Here is a 16,367-nt window from a genome sequence, read left to right as displayed (position 1 = left end):
GCCAGGCGCTACGCCCGCCTGATTACGCGTTTAAATTTTCTCCAGCTTGGCAATACTCAAATCAAGTTGCTTCATGCCAAACTTGCCAAAATTGATGTGTGCGCTAGGGCTAGCGCCGCCGCTCCCCCCCTCGATTTTGACAATCACCCCTTCACCAAATTTTGCATGTGCAACACTTTGCCCTATGCGCCAGGCCAGGCCCGGGTTCTTTTGCTTGAAGCTTTGGGCAATCTGATTCGCTGCTTCGTCCGGTGCTTCGTCCCAGGCTGATTTCTTGTTGCCAAACCAGCTGGCCTGCACTTTCGGCGACAGCCATTTCAATGCTTCTTCAGGCAACTCTTCCAGAAAGCGTGAACGCATGTTGTAACGCGTCTGCCCATGCAGCATGCGGGTTTGCGAAAAACTCAGGTACAGGCGTTTGCGGGCACGCGTAATTGCCACATACATGAGGCGGCGTTCTTCTTCCACGCCGCTTTCTTCCTGTGCGCTGTTTTCATGCGGGAACAGACCTTCTTCGAGACCGGTGATAAACACCGCATCAAATTCCAGACCCTTGGCAGAATGCACGGTCATCAATTGCATGGCATCCTGTCCGGCCTGCGCCTGATTGTCACCTGCTTCCAGCGACGCATGTGACAAAAAGGCCGACAGGGGAGACATCACCGTTGGCAAGGCGGCGTCAGCATCAATGATCTGACTGCCGTCGCCGTTATCCAGCAAGACTGCGGCACTGCTGGCCGGGCCGGCAAAAGCCGGGGCTTCTTTGTTGAAACCTTCTTCGGATACAAACAGGGTGGCAGCATTGACCAGCTGTTCCAGATTTTCTATGCGGTCGGCACCTTCTTTTTCAGTCTGGTAATGCGTCAGCAAGCTGCTGACTTCTAGCACGATCCTGACCATTTCCGGCAACGGTAGATTCTGGGTTTCAAAGCGTGCGCCTTCTATCAGTTTGACAAACGACGCCAGTGAAGAACCGGCCTTGCCGGTGACATGACGCACGGCGGCATACAGCGACATATTCTGCTGCTTGGCAGCATCCTGTAATTGCTCGATCGAACGCGCACCGATGCCACGCGTAGGGAAGTTCACCACACGCAAAAAGGCAGAATCATTATGCGGGTTGTCCATCAATTGCAGATAGGCGATGGCATGCTTGATTTCAGCACGTTCAAAAAAGCGCTGGCCGCCATACACGCGGTAAGGAATATTCGCGGTGAACAGCGCATGTTCAATCACGCGTGATTGCGCATTCGAACGGTACAGGATGGCAATTTCACTGCGCAATGAACCTTCACGTATCAGGCTTTTGGCTTCTTCTATGATCCAGTTGGCTTCCTGTATGTCGCTGCTGGCTTCCATGATGCGCACAGGCTCACCATGACCTGCATCCGTACGCAGGTTCTTGCCCAGGCGCTTGCTGTTATTGGCAATCAGCACATTCGCGCTGTCGAGGATATTGCCATGCGAACGGTAATTCTGTTCCAGCTTGATCAAGTTCTGTACCTGGAATTCCCGCTCAAACGCCGACATATTGCCGACATTGGCACCACGGAACGCATAGATACTCTGGTCATCATCGCCCACGGCAAACACGGCACCGGGACGCTTGGTACCTTCGCCTGCCATCAGTTTCAGCCATTTGTATTGCAGGTCATTAGTATCCTGAAACTCATCGACGAGAATGTGGCGAAAACGTTCCTGGTAATGTTCGCGCAGCGGCTGGTTGCGGCTCAGCAGTTCATAGGTGCGCAGTAACAATTCGGCAAAATCCACCACGCCTTCGCGCTGGCACTGGGCATCATATAAATCATAGAGGCCAACCAGTTTACGGTTGAAATCATCATAGGCATCCACCTGTGCTGCACGCATGCCCTGGTCTTTCGCCCCATTGATGAAATACATCAGGGTCTTGGGCGGGAATTTCTCATCATCGATATTATTCGCTTTGAGCAGGCGCTTGATGAAAGATAACTGGTCGCCAGAATCCAGAATCTGGAAGGTCTGTGGCAAACCTGCATCACGGTGATGGGCGCGCAACAGGCGGTTACACAGGCCGTGGAAAGTACCTATCCACATCCCGCGTGTATTGATAGGCAACATGGCTGACAGCCGCATCAGCATTTCTTTCGCGGCCTTGTTGGTAAATGTCACTGCCAGCAAGCCGCCCGGTGACACTTGCCCGGTCTGCACCAGCCAGGCGATGCGCGTCGTCAGCACCCGCGTCTTGCCCGAACCTGCACCAGCCAGTATCAGCGCAGATTGCGCTGGCAGCGTGACGGCAGCCAGTTGTTCAGGATTTAAGTTATGGAGTAAATTTTGCATAGAAGCGATTATACGGCTTATGGATAGCTGCAACAGAAGATCGCCAAACAGCGGCCAGTAACACCAGGCATTTCCCAGCCTTGACAAGTCGCGGACAAAACACAGATAATCATCTGCAACATATTTCGATTTCAAAAATGCAAACCATGCAAGCCATTTTCCAAGACCAGCAACAAACTCAAGGCAGCACTGCCCTGAGACAGGTCTTGGCCAAGGCAAAGAAACAGACGCTCATCTGACCGGGGCGCGCTGTCCCGTCAGTTGAGCTGACAGGATGGCAAAACGGTTTTCTCCCCCTTGCAAATCATGTCAACTCCACCGGCGGGTTTTATTCGGTTAACAGGAGAACAGGCATGACAGTCACAGCAGGCAGCAGTAATTTCAACGATAATCTCAACAACAATCTCAGCACCAATACGTGTCATAGCATACGCACCGATTTTTCCGGCATCTGGGTCGCTATCGTGACACCTTTTACTCATGAGATGCATGATATTCATGGAACTCCGGGCGATGCAGCGCTTGATTTACCCGCCCTGAAAAGCCTGGCCAGCCAGCTCATCGCCACAGGCGTTGCGGGTCTGGTAGTTTGCGGCTCGACTGGCGAAGCCGCGTCACTTAGCCATGAGGAACAGATGCAAGTACTGGATGCAGTGCTGGAAGTAGTACCAGCATCACAAGTCATCATGGGCCTGTGCAGCAACAATATGCAAAATGTCATGCACAGACTACACGTCATCGCAGAGCGCAAGATCGCTGCCGTGCTGGTCACCGCGCCATACTACATACGCCCATCGCAGGCAGGTGTGATTGACTATTTTCATACAATTGCCAATGCCTCGGCAGTGCCGATCGTGCTGTATAACATCCCTTATCGCACAGGCGTGAATATGGAATTGCCAAGCTTGCAGCAACTGGCACGCCATCCCAATATTGTCGCTATCAAAGACTGTGGCGGCGACCAGCAAGCCACCATGCAACTGATTATTGACGCAGACATACAGGTGCTGGCGGGTGAAGACCAGCAGGTGTTCAATACCCTGTGTCTGGGCGGTGCGGGTGCCATCATTGCTTCTGCCCATATACGGCCTGATCTGTTCTTGCGCATGCATGAACAGATCAGGGCCGGGCAACTGGGTGAGGCCAGGACGATCTTTTATCACCTGCTGCCTGTCATGCAGGCGCTGTTTGAAGAACCCAATCCTGCTCCCTTGAAAGCAGTACTGGCGAGCACGCATGCCATGCACAATGTCTTGCGACCGCCCATGCAGCTCGCCACAGCTGCCATGCAAGACAAAATGCAGGGGGTGCTTGAGCGTTTGCAAAGTCTTCCATAAAAAAGCGAGATTGCTGAGTCTGGCAAAGCAGCCGATAATGTGCGTACTGTCACTTATCTGCCCTATTATGACGTTACGCCTAGCCAGCCTGCCCGCAATCCTCGCCAAGTTCATGCTTACTGCGCTGGGCATCGCCGTGTTCAGCCAGGCCATGCCGGCTTCTGCCATGACCATGTTGCGGTCGAATGAAACCCTGATCCTGTATGGCAAGATTGAAGCCGAAGATTTTTTGCGTTTCCGCAAAAATCTGAATGAGGGGCCGGTAAAAAATGTTGTTCTGACGGAGAGTCCGGGCGGTGACCTGTATGCAGCCTATAATATTTCTTACCTGATCACTGCCAGGAAAATCAATACCGCCGTCAGGGGAAGCTGTTTTTCAGCCTGCGCCATCATTTTCATGTCAGGCATTGAAAGACAGATGCTGGCCGGGAACGATCTCGCGCAAACTCACCTGGGTTTTCATGGCCCGCACAACCAGCAAACCAGGGAAATAGTCACTGAACTCATTCCCAAAATGCGCGAATGGCTGCTTAAAGCTACGCAGGGCAAGTTCCCGGAAGAATTGCTGGATCAGGCTTTGTATATCAAAAAAGCGAATGACATGATGTTTTTCTATTACCCGGGCGCGAATGCGAAAAAGGGCAATATCCGCTTCTGCGGCGAAGGTACTTTGGTCAACCCGCGCCAATGCGAAATCATAGAAGGCCATGATGCCGTCAGTGTCGGCATCCTCACCACGGCAGAGTTATTGAAGGTAGAAACCCTGGAGCAACCGACAACAACACCAGTTGATAAGGAAACCAGCAAAGACGCCAGTGGTAGTACGATCAAGCCCTGAGTCCCTACCTGTATTGCTGATCACGCGCAGAGAACAAATCTGAAAACGCACGCGCTGCCTGCTGCGGCTGTTCTGTCATATATACGCTGCTGATGACCGCCACCATGTCAGCACCCTGGGCCAGCAGGGGCTGGCAGTTTTCCAGTGTCATGCCGCCGATGACCACGTTTGGCGAATCAAATTCTTCAACGGCCTCACCAACGATGCTGGAGGGTGTCGTCACCGCATATTTCTTGATACGCGATGGATAGAAACCGCCGAAGGCAATATAGCTTGCACCGCCTTGAACGGCAGTGCGTGCCAGTTCCAGATCGCCATAGCAGGATGCCCCCAGTATCTTGCCTGCACCCAGTTTCTCCCGCGCTTGCGCGACCGAGATATCCGTGCCGCCTACATGCAGGCCATCGGCATCAAGTGCCAGACACAGCTCCAGATGGTCATTGATGATGAAGGGTTTGCCAAAACGGCGGCACAGGCTCAACAATGCTTCAGCCTGCTCACGGCGCAAGGCCGGGCTGGCGGTCTTGTGGCGGTATTGCACAATGTTCGCGCCGCCAAGCAAAGCCTGTTCTGTAACGGCCAGCAATTGTGCCGTATCATCCCAGTCAGGTGTGACGATATACAATCCCTGTAATGGATTTTTCCCTGCGTCTTGAACGTCTGGTGAATTCATGATTTTTTTCTCGTATTCAATAAGGGTTGACGCGCCGGGATAAGCTGGCCTGCGGCGATCGCATAAGCCTGTTGCAGGCTATGCTGGGTATAGCTTTGTGCTTGTTGCAAAGCATCTGCCAGCGCAACACCATTTGCCAGTTGCCCGGCGATTGCAGATGCCAGCGTGCAGCCACTGCCGTGAAACTCTCCAGGTAAGCGCGGCCACTGCCATTCTTGCGGCCTCTGCCATTGCCCATGCTGGAACCAGATATTTTTTACCTGTGCTTCTGTTGCATGCCCACCTTTCAGCAAGACATCAGCGCTTGTATTTTGCATCAGGCTTGCCACTTGCGCCTGTATGTCATGGCCCTGCGGTGACAGGCGTTTCAGTTCTGGCAAATTGGGCGTGATCAGCGTCGCCACTTTCAATAAAGGCGCAATCGCTACTACCGCATCATCAAGCGACAAACTATCGCCATGACCACTGCCCAGTACCGGGTCAACGATGACTTGCACATCAGACTGCTGCTGTTTCATTTTCTGGATGAAACTCGCTATCGCCGTGGCATTTTTCTTGTGCGCGACGATGCCCAGTTTGACAACCCGGACCGGTATCTTGGCAACCAGCGTCATGGCTTGCTGCAAGATAATTTGCACATCCACTGCATGCACGGCATAAGCATGGTCATTGTCTTGCACCGTCAATGCCGTAATCACCGGCAAGGCATGCGCGCCCTGCGCGGCAACGGCTTCAATATCTGCCTGTATGCCGGCACCACCACTAGGGTCATGCCCGGCAAACACCAGTACACAGGGACGCTTAAGCGCTTTCATCAAACAATACGGCCAGCCATGGGGGAAGATGGGGAAGCCGCAAACTTGCGCGGCATGCGGCCCGCCAGAAAAGCTTCCCGTCCAGCTTCTACTGCCAGGCCCATGGCACGCGCCATGCGTACCGGATCTTTGGCACCGGCAATTGCAGTATTCATTAATACACCGTCGCAACCAAGCTCCATGGCAATCGCTGCATCAGACGCTGTACCAACACCGGCATCGACCAGTACCGGCACCTTGGCCTGATCAATAATCAGCGACAGATTCCAGGGATTCAAAATACCCATGCCCGATCCTATCAATGAAGCCAGCGGCATGATCGCGACACAGCCTATGTCTTCCAGCATGCGCGCCTGTATCGGGTCGTCACTGCAATACACCATGACGTCAAAGCCATCCTGCACCAGGGTTTTAGCGGCTTTCAGGGTTTCCGGCATATTCGGAAACAGGGTTTTCTCATCGCCCAGTACTTCCAGCTTGCACAGCTTGTGGCCAGCCAATAATTCACGCCCCAGTCGCAAGGTGTAGATCGCATCTTCGGCGTTATAGCAACCGGCTGAGTTGGGTAGTATGGTGTATTTGCTGGGAGGTACGACGTCCAGCAGGCTTGGTGCATTCGGGTCCTGGCCTATATTCACGCGGCGTATTGCAACCGTAATGATCTCGGCACCACTGGCTTCCGTTGCCAGCCGGGTTTGTTCGAGGTCTTTGTATTTACCGCTGCCGACCAGGAGGCGGGAGCGGTAGGTTTTGCCGGCTATGGTTAAGCCTGGGTTGTTTTCTGTGTTCATTGTTTTCTCCGCATTGGGGAAATTGTTTTTACTTGCGTACCTATAAGGAAATATTCGTGCAAATTGAATTGCGGACCTTCCCCCTTAAAGAAATTCGAGTTGAGATGGGAACCCATTGGCCTCGTAGGTTGGGCCGGGCCTCGCTAAGCTACGCTTTACCAGCCCAACACGGGCCTTAAATCAACATGCACGTTATTTGAATGCGAGTGTTGGGCTGATGAAACGTAGCCCAACCTACAAGACTATATCCCCTCCCCTTGAAGGGGAAGGGGTTAAAAACTCAACCGCCACCAATAGCACGCACAACGTCAACATTATCTTGCTCGCGCAACTGATGCACTCCCCACTGCGACTTGGGAATAATCTGCCGGTTCACCGCCACCGCAATCGCCTGCTGCGACAGATTCAGTTCAGCAATCAGATCTGCCAACAGCGCACTGCTCAATTGCCGCGTTTCTCCATTAAGCTGTATCTCCATGATGGCTATTGCTTCTTGTAGATTTCTGCACCGGATTTGATGAATTCAACCGCTTTGACTTCCATGCCTTTTTTCAGCGCCTGTATCTCGCTGATACCTTGCGCATTGGCATAGTCGCGTACTTCCTGCGTGATTTTCATCGAGCAGAAATGCGGGCCGCACATGGAACAGAAATGGGCAACCTTTGCAGAGTCTTTAGGTAAGGTTTCATCATGGAATTCGCGTGCCTTGTCGGGATCGAGACCGATGTTGAACTGGTCTTCCCAGCGGAATTCAAAGCGCGCCTTAGACAGGGCATTGTCACGTATCTGCGCACCTGGATGGCCTTTTGCCAAGTCGGCAGCGTGGGCAGCGATTTTGTAAGTGATGATGCCGTCCTTGACATCGACCTTGTTGGGCAAACCCAGATGCTCTTTCGGTGTCACATAGCACAACATCGCCGTGCCATACCAGCCTATCTGTGCAGCACCGATGCCGGAGGTGATGTGATCGTAGCCGGGGGCGATATCAGTCGTCAAAGGGCCCAGGGTATAGAAAGGTGCTTCATGGCACTGTTCCAGTTGCAGGTCCATGTTTTCTTTAATGAGGTGCATGGGCACATGACCGGGGCCTTCTATCATGACCTGCACATCATGCTTCCAGGCGATCTGCGTCAGTTCACCCAGGGTTTTCAATTCACCCAACTGCGCTTCATCATTGGCATCATAGATGGAACCAGGACGCAGGCCGTCACCAAGACTGAAGGACACGTCATAGGCTTTCATGATTTCGCAAATGTCTTCAAAATGCTCGTACAGGAAGCTTTCTTTGTGATGCGCCAGGCACCATTTCGCCATGATGGAACCACCGCGTGAAACGATGCCGGTCAGGCGTTTGGCTGTCATCGGCACATATTGCAGACGCACGCCTGCGTGGATGGTGAAGTAATCGACGCCTTGCTCAGCTTGCTCGATCAGCGTGTCGCGGAAAATTTCCCAGGTCAGGTCTTCTGCCTTGCCATTCACTTTTTCCAGTGCCTGATAGATAGGCACGGTACCGATAGGCACGGGTGAATTGCGGATGATCCATTCGCGGGTTTCGTGGATGTGCTTGCCAGTGGAAAGATCCATGACATTGTCGCCACCCCAGCGTATTGCCCAGGTCATTTTTTCGACTTCTTCACCGATGGAAGAGGTCACTGCCGAATTGCCGATATTGGCATTGATTTTGACCAGAAAATTACGGCCTATGATCATAGGCTCGATTTCAGGGTGGTTGATATTGGCAGGGATAATCGCACGGCCACGGGCGATTTCTGAACGCACGAATTCTGGTGTGATCTCTTCAGGTATCGCTGCACCAAAAGACTGACCCGGATGCTGCCGTCCCATGACTTCTGCCAGTTTGCTACCCATGGGGCCAGAGGCTTTCAGGTTTTCCAGGTATTCTTTCCTGCGCAGGTTTTCGCGTATGGAAACAAATTCCATTTCCGGCGTGATGATGCCCTGGCGCGCATAGTGCATTTGCGAGACATTCTTACCTGCCAGAGCGCGGCGTGGCAGGCGTTTCAGGTTGAAGCGCAGCTCCGCCAGTTTGGGGTCGTGCAGGCGGGCGATGCCATACTCAGAGCTTGGGCCAGTCAGCTCTTCAGTGTCATTGCGCTCTGTTATCCAGGCACCACGTACTGATGCCAGGCCAGAACGGATATCGATTTTTACTTCAGGGTCAGTATAAGGACCAGAGGTATCGTAGACATAGATAGGTGGATTTTTTTCCGATCCAAACATGGCGGGTGTATCAGACTGTGTGATTTCACGCATGGGTACGCGGATATCGGGGCGGCTGCCCTGTATATAGGTCTTGCGGGAATTCGGCAGTGGTTGTATGGCTGCCTCGTCTACCGTCGCGGTAGCGGACAAGAATTGCGGGTTGGCGTTCATTTTGGCTCCTTTGCTTTGTTGGCATGGAGCCAGCAAAGGAGTTTCCAAAGTCGGTATGCGCACATTAAAGGTGGCAAGAAGTCTTCGGCAGCTTCCCTTCGCTGGCATTATCCAGATCAGGTTCGAGGGTATTTCTCACCCGCCAGCAAAATGATGGCAGGACCCCTAGCATTTTTGTGCAGCCCTTATTTGCATAAGGACGACGACGGCAGATTATACGACTTTTGAATTGCAGGTGTTACTTATTTATTTGAAGGCTTGCTGACTACTTAAAAGTTGTTGCGAAATTAAGCTGGCGTTGTTGTGTCGCCTTGCCGCCTGGCCATCTTAGTTTCGCAACGGTCTTAAACAGCCACCGGATTTTCTGTTGCCTCATGCAAATTATTTGCTGCGGCCTTTACCGGGCCATGCACTTCTGCCAGTTCTACCATGCCATCCTTGATGGCGGCGGACAAATCATGATCCAGTACAGGCAAGGCTTCGGCATATGGTTTTAACAAACGGGTCACGCCATAGGCACGATTGCGGCCATTGACCTTGCCCAGGTATAAGGCCATATCAGCAATCTGCAAGGCTTTTTCCCAATTGCAAATGGTTTCAGACATACCGGAAAACGGCAGGCTAATGAAACCGGCCGTTAATGTCACCGGTACTTTTTTGCCATCGACATCCATGCCTTCTTCGCCGATAGTGCGCAAGACGCGGTCAACCAGATTTTTCAATTGTGCTGGGTTGGAACGGGGTGAATAGATCAAAAATTCTTCACCGCCCCAGCGTAAGACCATATCGGTATCGCGCACGGTATTGCGCAGGCGATGCGCCACTTCCATCAACACGGCGTCACCAGCAGCATGGCCGTAGTTGTCATTGATATTTTTAAAATGATCAATGTCCATCAAGATCAGGCAATCCGGATTTTCCAGACTGTCTTCACGTCGTTCGCCTTCTGGCAGAATAATACGCGCCTTCATCAGGTCGACAAAAGAACGGCGGTTATACAAACCCGTCAAAGGGTCGCGCACGGCATGAAATTCAAGCTGCTGATTCACCTCGATCAATTTCTCATTGGTCTTGCGCACACGCTTATACAGGAAAAAAATCACGACACCAACCATCACCATGACCACCGCAGCCAGTGCCAGGATAACCTGTTGCAAACGCCGGTTCTGGATTTCAGCATCTTTCAACTGATTTTCCCGCGCCAGCAATTCAATCTGCTTTTGTCTTTCCTGGGCATTGAATTGTTCCTGCAAGGTAGCCACGGCACGGGCACGGTCAGAACGGAACAATTCATCGCTGAGCTTTTGCTGTTCGCGGACTATCGCCAGGGCTTCCTTGTGCAGGTCAGCAGCTTCATACATATTGCCGATTTCGCTGAGCAGGTTTTCCACATCCGACTTGGAGCCGGTTTCCATGAAAAACTTCTTGGCTTCATTGATATAGCTGATGCCCTGACTAAATTTCTTTTGCCCCGCCAGGCCGAAACCTATATTTGCCTTGGCCAGGGCGATCGCAAATTTATCGTCGATGACCTGGGCTTTTTCCAGCGACATCCGGGCCGCCCTTTCGGCTTCAGCGTACTTGTGGACATGCAGATAATAATCTGAAATATTTCCCAGTGCGGTGGCCTCTACGCCAGGCATGCCTGCGTCCTGGGCGATCTGTACTACTTTTTTGTAGGATTCCAGCGCTTCTGCGTACTTATTGAGGTCAATAAGCGCCAGGCCACGTGTCATGAACAATGAGGCGATGGTCTTTGGAGTATCGATTTTTGGCGCCATTGCCAGCGCTTCATCGGTAGTTTCCAACGCCTTTTCGGCATTGTGCATACTCAGGTATAAGCGGGCGATGGATTCCATGCGATACAGTTTGGCCTGTAGCTGGCGACGTGGTATGAAATCAGCCAGGCGCAGGGCTTCCAGGCTATAAGGTAAGGATTTATCAAAATTGCCTATCGCCAGTTGCACTGTACCAAAGGCAATATTCAGGCGCATCAACACTTCGGCATTTTTGCTGTCACGCAGGCTTTGCTGGATATCGCCGAGTTTGACCAGTGCTTGCGCAAACTTGCCTTTGTCGAGCAATTGAAAAGCTTCTCCGATAAGGGCCAGGCCTATCATATCGGTATCATTGTGCGCTTTCGCCAACTGCAACAATTCTGCATTGGTGGCATCGGCTTCCTTCAATTTTCCTGCATCATACAGAACAGCAATCAGGGTCTTCAGGACTTCTGCCCGTAAGACATAATCGGCATTTTTGTCGAGTTTTTCTTTGTATTCCTGTAATTGTCTGAGGGCGGCAGTGTTGTCTCTGTCAGCCAGCGTATGCATGACTTCAATCTCGGAAAAATCTGGCGTATTTTGCTTGTCTTGCGCATTTGCAGGCATGGCCAAGAGGGGCAGGAGTACCAGAAAAGTACAGCCGCAAATCGTGGCAATACTGGCATGTAGCCTACTCCGGCATTGATACATTTGAAGCTGGAACATGCAAGCCCTCATCGGTTTGACGCTATAAATGGAAACACCAATAAATATGACCAAGCAAAAACATAATAAAAAACAATAATACAATAGCTGTGTCGGACATACCAAATCAGGCATTGCCGTATCTGGGCTACAGCTATCTACTTGCGCTCCTGATCCATAATCAGATTACCTGTCTGATTCAGGATTTCGTCTTCAAACTGCTGCGCAGGTATTGCTTTACTTAAATAAAAGCCTTGCAAGATATCACAAGATTTCGAACGCAGGAAATCAAGTTGCTCCTTGCTTTCCACCCCTTCGGCTACTACTTCCAGACGCAGACTATGCGCCAGCGCAATAATGCCGGTAACAATAGCGGCATCGTCGGCATCGCCAGGGATATCGCGTACAAAAGAGCGGTCGATCTTGATGATATCGACAGGGAAGCGCTTCAGGTACGACAACGAAGAATAGCCGGTACCAAAATCGTCGATAGTCAGCCGCACACCCAGGCTGCGCAAACGATCCAGCGCGGCCAATGTGTCCTGCGCGTGTTCCATCAGGGTGCTTTCGGTGATTTCCAGTTCCAGCATGGCTGCTGGCAAACCTGTATCGGCCAACACTTGTTCAACAGTGGCAGCAAAATCTTTTTGCAGCAACTGGCTGACTGACAGATTGACCGCCACCCTCAGTTCAGGGCGGTCATTGCGCATCCAGGCTTTCAGTTGCGTGCAGGCAGTACGCAATACCCATTCACCCAGTTCGATGATCAAACCGGTTTCTTCTGCCATGGGAATAAACTCCAGAGGCGACACCATGCCACGGGTGGGATGGAACCAGCGCACCAGCGCTTCCATACCAATGATTTCACCAGTATCCATGCGTGCCTGTGGCTGGTAAAACACGGCCAGCTCCTTGCGTTCCAGTGCGCGCCGCAAGTCAGTTTCCAGGCGCAGGCGTTCTGAAATAGTGTGCTCCATCGCCGCTTCAAAAAACTGGAAGTCGGAATTGGTTTTCTTGGCGCGGTACATCGCGGTATCGGCATGCTTAACCAGGGTACCGACATCGGTGCCGTCATTTGGGTAAATCGAAATGCCTATGCTGGCGGTGACGAAAATATCATGGTCATCAATCTGGAAAGGCTTGGCCAGGGTGCGGCAGATATTTTGCGCAGCTGATGCCGCCGCAGCCGGGTCGGCCAGTTCACTGAGTACGACGGTAAATTCATCACCACCAAGGCGGGCCACACAATCGGCATTGCGCACGCTGCGGCGTACGCGCTGGGCAACCGCGATCAACAGACGGTCACCCACATCATGGCCCAGCGTGTCATTGACGTTTTTAAAGCGGTCGAGATCCAGGAACAGGACGGCGACGGCTTCGCTGTTTTCCTGCGCCAGCGCCAGCCTTCGCCCCAACTGATCAAGAAACTGGGTACGGTTGGGCAAACCCGTCAATACGTCATTGAAGGCCAGATGACGTATGCGTTTTTCTGCCTGGTTGGCTTCGATGATACGGCGCACGCGCTGCGACAATACAGCGAAATGGATGGGCTTGGGTATATAGTCACATGCCCCCGCAGCAAAGGCACGCTCTACCGAATTATTGTCTTCCAGTGCAGTAATCATCAGCACCGGTATGCTGCGCCCATGCGGAATTTCCTGTATCAATGCGCAGGCGGTGAAACCATCCATGACCGGCATCACGGCATCCATCAAAATCACATCTGGGCGCATGCGTTTCAGCACTTGCAGTGCCTGCGCACCGTCGGCGGCTTCTTCCACCTTGAAGCCATCGCGTTGCAGGGTATGGCGCAAAGTGCTGCGGGTACTGCGGTCATCATCGACCACCAGCACCTTGGCAACATGGCGGGTATTACTACCCGCATCGCGGTCTTCCAGAAACACTTCGTTGCCAAGTTCTGTCGCCACCATTTCGTATGACTGATGCAGGCCCGATAAGAGCGGTGGTATTTCCGACAGCAGTTTTTCGACTGCAAGCTGTTCTATCTCCTTGGCGAACTGTTGCAGGTTCACCGCCCCGAGATTGCCACTGCTGCCCTTGATGGAATGCGCCATCGCGCGTACCAGTTCGGCGTCACCATTTTGCAAGGCCTGATCAAGTTGCACCAGGTACAGCGGCGTATCTTCCAAAAACAGTGAGACGGTTTGTTGCAAGCCAGGTCCAAGAATTTCACGCAATTTGTCAAACACGACGCGATCCAGCGGGCTGTTGTCAAGCGCAGGCATACTGACTTCTGCATTCAGGGCGCGACCAGCGGCACCGCCGTGTATCAGCCAGCGATCCAGTTTTTGCCGCAGTTCTACCAGAGTAATCGGTTTTGCCAGATAATCATCCATGCCGATTGCCAGGCATTTCTCAGCATCCCCGCGCTGGGTGTTGGCTGTCATGGCAACGATGGGTGTGCGGCGCCCCAGGCCATCTTCATAACTGCGTATGCGGACGGTAGCTTCATAGCCATCCATTTCCGGCATGCTGCAATCCATCAATATCAAGTCATAGCGATTACGGCGGGCAGCTTCCACCGCTTCACGGCCATTGGCGGCAAATTCACAGTGGCAGACATTCAGGGACAGCATGCCCGCTGCAACCATTTGGTTGGTGCGGTTGTCTTCCACCACGAGAACACGCCAGGTGGCCGGCTGATTATGCTGATTATGACCGCGCTGACCGTGTTGATGCTGGAGACCTGGCAGACTGAGTTGGCTGGTCTGGCTGGCTTGTGTGTTTGGGTGATGCAGACTGCGCTGGCCTTGCAACAGCACAGATGCAGATGCGGTATCGACAAAGCCAACGACTTCTTGCGCCAGCAGCAAATGCCTGATGGCTTCGAGCACGCGCTCCATATGTACGGGCTTGCCAAGACATATTTCGACAGTGGTAGTATTTTCTGCCACCGGTGCCCCATAGCGATCCAGCCCCAGCAAGCGCGTACCGCTGTGCTTGCGGTCAGCGCGCAGACGTTGCGCCAGGTCCTCACCATTTTCATCGACCGCCGTCACATCCATGATCAACAACGAATACGGTGCACCGGCTCTGGCAGACAACTCCAGTTCTTGCAGGGCTTGCTGACCGTCATTAACGGTGCGGCAAATCAGGCCATGGCGTGACAGGTTTTGCTCCAGAAACCGGCGCACGATCTCGCTGCCGTCAACTACCAGTACCCTTTCATCCTGCAAATCACTGACGACGCTGGCGGGATTGTCCTGAATGACGGTCTCGTATTGCATGGAGAAATAAAAATTGCTGCCCTTACCAAGGCTGCTGTTGACGCCGATTTCACCGTGCAACAATTCTACCAGCTGTTTGCAGATCGCCAGCCCAAGGCCGGTACCGCCATATTTACGGGTGGTGGAACGATCAGCCTGTGCAAAAGATTCAAAGACATTGTCGACAGCTTCAGGCGTCATGCCTATGCCGGTATCGCTGACATCAAAGCGAAGATGCAGTTGCTGATCATCACGATTGGCCGTGACGCGTACAGCCACTTCACCACGCTCGGTAAATTTGATGGCATTACCGATGAGGTTGATCAGTATCTGGCGCAAACGCAAAGGGTCACTCTTGATGCGTAGCGGCACTTCAGGCGCGATCAGGTAAGACAGCTCCAAACCTTTTTGCTGCGCCGACTTGGCCAGTAATTCGATGACTTCTGCCAGCAGTTTGTTGAGGTCGAATTCAATCTCTTCGACCTCGACCTTGCCTGCTTCCATTTTGGAAAAATCCAGAATATCGTTGATCAACTCGATCAAGGACTGAGAAGAACTCCAGGCCACGTCGACACATTCGCGCTGCGGTTTGGTCAGACGCATTTCCTTCAGCATGTCGAGCATGCCGACGACGCCATTCAAGGGAGTACGCACCTCATGGCTGACGGTGGCAGCAAACTGCGCCTTCATGACTGCCGCATGCAGGGCCTGATCGCGTGACAGTTTCAGTTCGGCTTCCCGCTCTTCCAGCACTGCCATCATCTGGTTGAATGCACTGGCCATTTCGATGATGTCGCGTGAGCCCTGCGGCTTCGCCCGCATGCCGGATTCACCCGCTTCTGCCCGCCCCATCAGGCGTGACAAGTCGTTCAATGGCCGTATCATCTGGCGTGACATCAGGCGTATCACTGCCAGCAGTATCAAGGCAAACGACAGGGTAATGGCAAGGTTGCCGGCCAATAATGACCAGACCAGCTTATCCAGCGTATTTTTGCCGACCACAACATGCACATAGCCCAGCAACTGGGGCTTGCTTTCCTGTACTTCAAAAGGCGAGGCTTCGGTTTCGCCTCCAAACACGGGCGCGCTGAAACGCCAGTCTTCATCGCTTTCCTGTTCCAGTCTGGCACTTTGCAAGGAATTGACAGGTGGTGTTTTCAAGGGCGGCAAGACCACGCCCTGTTTGCTTTGCGACAGCAGTATCTTGTGATCGGCATTGGCAATTTCGACTTGCAGCACATCGGGGAAAGCCAGGGTGGTAGAGACCACTTCCCGCGCATTGTCTGCCGAGTGATACAGCAAAGCCAGGCGGCTCTGGCGTGCCAGATTTTCAGCTACCTGCTGCCCCTGTACGACAAAATAGGCGCGCATACGGTGGCTCGCCTGCCAGGAATTCATGATGGACGAAAACACCGCCAGCACCAGGATGGCACCAGTAATGATGACGGTCAACTGGCGGCTAAAGCCCGTGCGCCGGAAATAATTACGAAAAAAAGTCATGC

Annotated in this window: 10 protein-coding genes and 1 riboswitch; of the genes, 2 read left to right on the top strand and 8 right to left on the bottom strand. The window is 52.7% G+C overall.

Translation table 11 applies throughout. The features are described from left to right. Positions 1 to 30 precede the first annotated feature (30 nt). Positions 31 to 2,322, bottom strand: coding sequence for a UvrD-helicase domain-containing protein (locus tag ACO0LH_RS08485; protein WP_422940638.1), 2,292 nt, complete (start codon positions 2,320 to 2,322; stop codon positions 31 to 33). A 353-nt stretch (positions 2,323 to 2,675) separates the two neighbouring features. Between ACO0LH_RS08485 and dapA the strand changes: the two genes are divergently transcribed. Both dapA and ACO0LH_RS08475 read left to right on the top strand, forming a co-directional pair. Further along, on the top strand, positions 2,676 to 3,659 hold the full coding sequence (gene dapA / locus ACO0LH_RS08480; protein ID WP_422940637.1) for a 4-hydroxy-tetrahydrodipicolinate synthase: 984 nt from the start codon (positions 2,676 to 2,678) through the stop codon (positions 3,657 to 3,659). Between the two features lie 67 nt (positions 3,660 to 3,726). Further along, entirely contained in the window at positions 3,727 to 4,497 is a 771-nt protein-coding gene (locus ACO0LH_RS08475) for a hypothetical protein (protein ID WP_422940636.1), read from the top strand. A gap of 4 nt (positions 4,498 to 4,501) precedes the next feature. Here the strand turns inward: ACO0LH_RS08475 and thiE are convergent, their stop codons facing one another. The 7 genes from thiE to ACO0LH_RS08440 all read right to left on the bottom strand — a co-directional run bounded on the left by thiE (position 4,502) and on the right by ACO0LH_RS08440 (position 16,365). After that, positions 4,502 to 5,170, bottom strand: a complete 669-nt coding sequence (gene thiE, locus ACO0LH_RS08470) for a thiamine phosphate synthase (protein ID WP_422940635.1) — start codon at positions 5,168 to 5,170, stop codon at positions 4,502 to 4,504. Then, positions 5,167 to 5,985 carry a bifunctional hydroxymethylpyrimidine kinase/phosphomethylpyrimidine kinase gene (thiD, locus tag ACO0LH_RS08465; RefSeq protein WP_422940634.1) on the bottom strand — a complete coding sequence of 273 codons (819 nt, stop codon included), beginning with the start codon at positions 5,983 to 5,985 and terminating at the stop codon, positions 5,167 to 5,169. Before thiD ends, thiE begins: the two co-directional genes overlap by 4 nt. Next, on the bottom strand, positions 5,985 to 6,776 hold the full coding sequence (locus tag ACO0LH_RS08460) for a thiazole synthase (RefSeq protein WP_422940633.1): 792 nt from the start codon (positions 6,774 to 6,776) through the stop codon (positions 5,985 to 5,987). The genes thiD and ACO0LH_RS08460 overlap by 1 nt, the downstream gene beginning before the upstream one ends. A 280-nt stretch (positions 6,777 to 7,056) precedes the next feature. Further along, positions 7,057 to 7,254, bottom strand: a complete 198-nt coding sequence (thiS, locus tag ACO0LH_RS08455) for a sulfur carrier protein ThiS (protein ID WP_422940632.1) — start codon at positions 7,252 to 7,254, stop codon at positions 7,057 to 7,059. Positions 7,255 to 7,259: 5 nt separating this feature from the next. Beyond that, on the bottom strand, positions 7,260 to 9,173 hold the full coding sequence (thiC, locus tag ACO0LH_RS08450) for a phosphomethylpyrimidine synthase ThiC (protein WP_422940631.1): 1,914 nt from the start codon (positions 9,171 to 9,173) through the stop codon (positions 7,260 to 7,262). Positions 9,174 to 9,249: 76 nt separating this feature from the next. Continuing rightward, positions 9,250 to 9,350, bottom strand: a riboswitch (TPP riboswitch). Between the two features lie 167 nt (positions 9,351 to 9,517). Then, a complete protein-coding gene (locus tag ACO0LH_RS08445) occupies positions 9,518 to 11,560 on the bottom strand; it encodes a diguanylate cyclase (RefSeq protein WP_422940630.1) in 2,043 nt (680 codons plus the stop codon). Between the two features lie 236 nt (positions 11,561 to 11,796). After that, positions 11,797 to 16,365: an EAL domain-containing protein gene (locus ACO0LH_RS08440; RefSeq protein ID WP_422940629.1), complete on the bottom strand. Its 4,569-nt coding sequence runs from the start codon at positions 16,363 to 16,365 to the stop codon at positions 11,797 to 11,799. Positions 16,366 to 16,367: the final 2 nt, after the last annotated feature.

It is taken from the genome of Undibacterium sp. TJN19, from assembly GCF_049339485.1.
GTDB lineage: Bacteria > Pseudomonadota > Gammaproteobacteria > Burkholderiales > Burkholderiaceae_D > Undibacterium.
The sequence above is the reverse complement of the archived record's forward strand: the minus strand, read 5'-3'. Positions and strand labels throughout refer to the sequence as shown.

Bases quoted from the DNA above. Each gene is read 5' to 3' on its own strand.
- ACO0LH_RS08485 (WP_422940638.1), bottom strand. From the start codon at position 2,322: ATGCAAAATTTACTCCATAACTTAAATCCTGAACAACTGGCTGCCGTC.
- dapA (WP_422940637.1), top strand. From the start codon at position 2,676: ATGACAGTCACAGCAGGCAGCAGTAATTTCAACGATAATCTCAACAAC.
- ACO0LH_RS08475 (WP_422940636.1), top strand. From the start codon at position 3,727: ATGACGTTACGCCTAGCCAGCCTGCCCGCAATCCTCGCCAAGTTCATG.
- thiE (WP_422940635.1), bottom strand. From the start codon at position 5,170: ATGAATTCACCAGACGTTCAAGACGCAGGGAAAAATCCATTACAGGGA.
- thiD (WP_422940634.1), bottom strand. From the start codon at position 5,985: ATGAAAGCGCTTAAGCGTCCCTGTGTACTGGTGTTTGCCGGGCATGAC.
- ACO0LH_RS08460 (WP_422940633.1), bottom strand. From the start codon at position 6,776: ATGAACACAGAAAACAACCCAGGCTTAACCATAGCCGGCAAAACCTAC.
- thiS (WP_422940632.1), bottom strand. From the start codon at position 7,254: ATGGAGATACAGCTTAATGGAGAAACGCGGCAATTGAGCAGTGCGCTG.
- thiC (WP_422940631.1), bottom strand. From the start codon at position 9,173: ATGAACGCCAACCCGCAATTCTTGTCCGCTACCGCGACGGTAGACGAG.
- ACO0LH_RS08445 (WP_422940630.1), bottom strand. From the start codon at position 11,560: ATGCCTGCAAATGCGCAAGACAAGCAAAATACGCCAGATTTTTCCGAG.
- ACO0LH_RS08440 (WP_422940629.1), bottom strand. From the start codon at position 16,365: ATGACTTTTTTTCGTAATTATTTCCGGCGCACGGGCTTTAGCCGCCAG.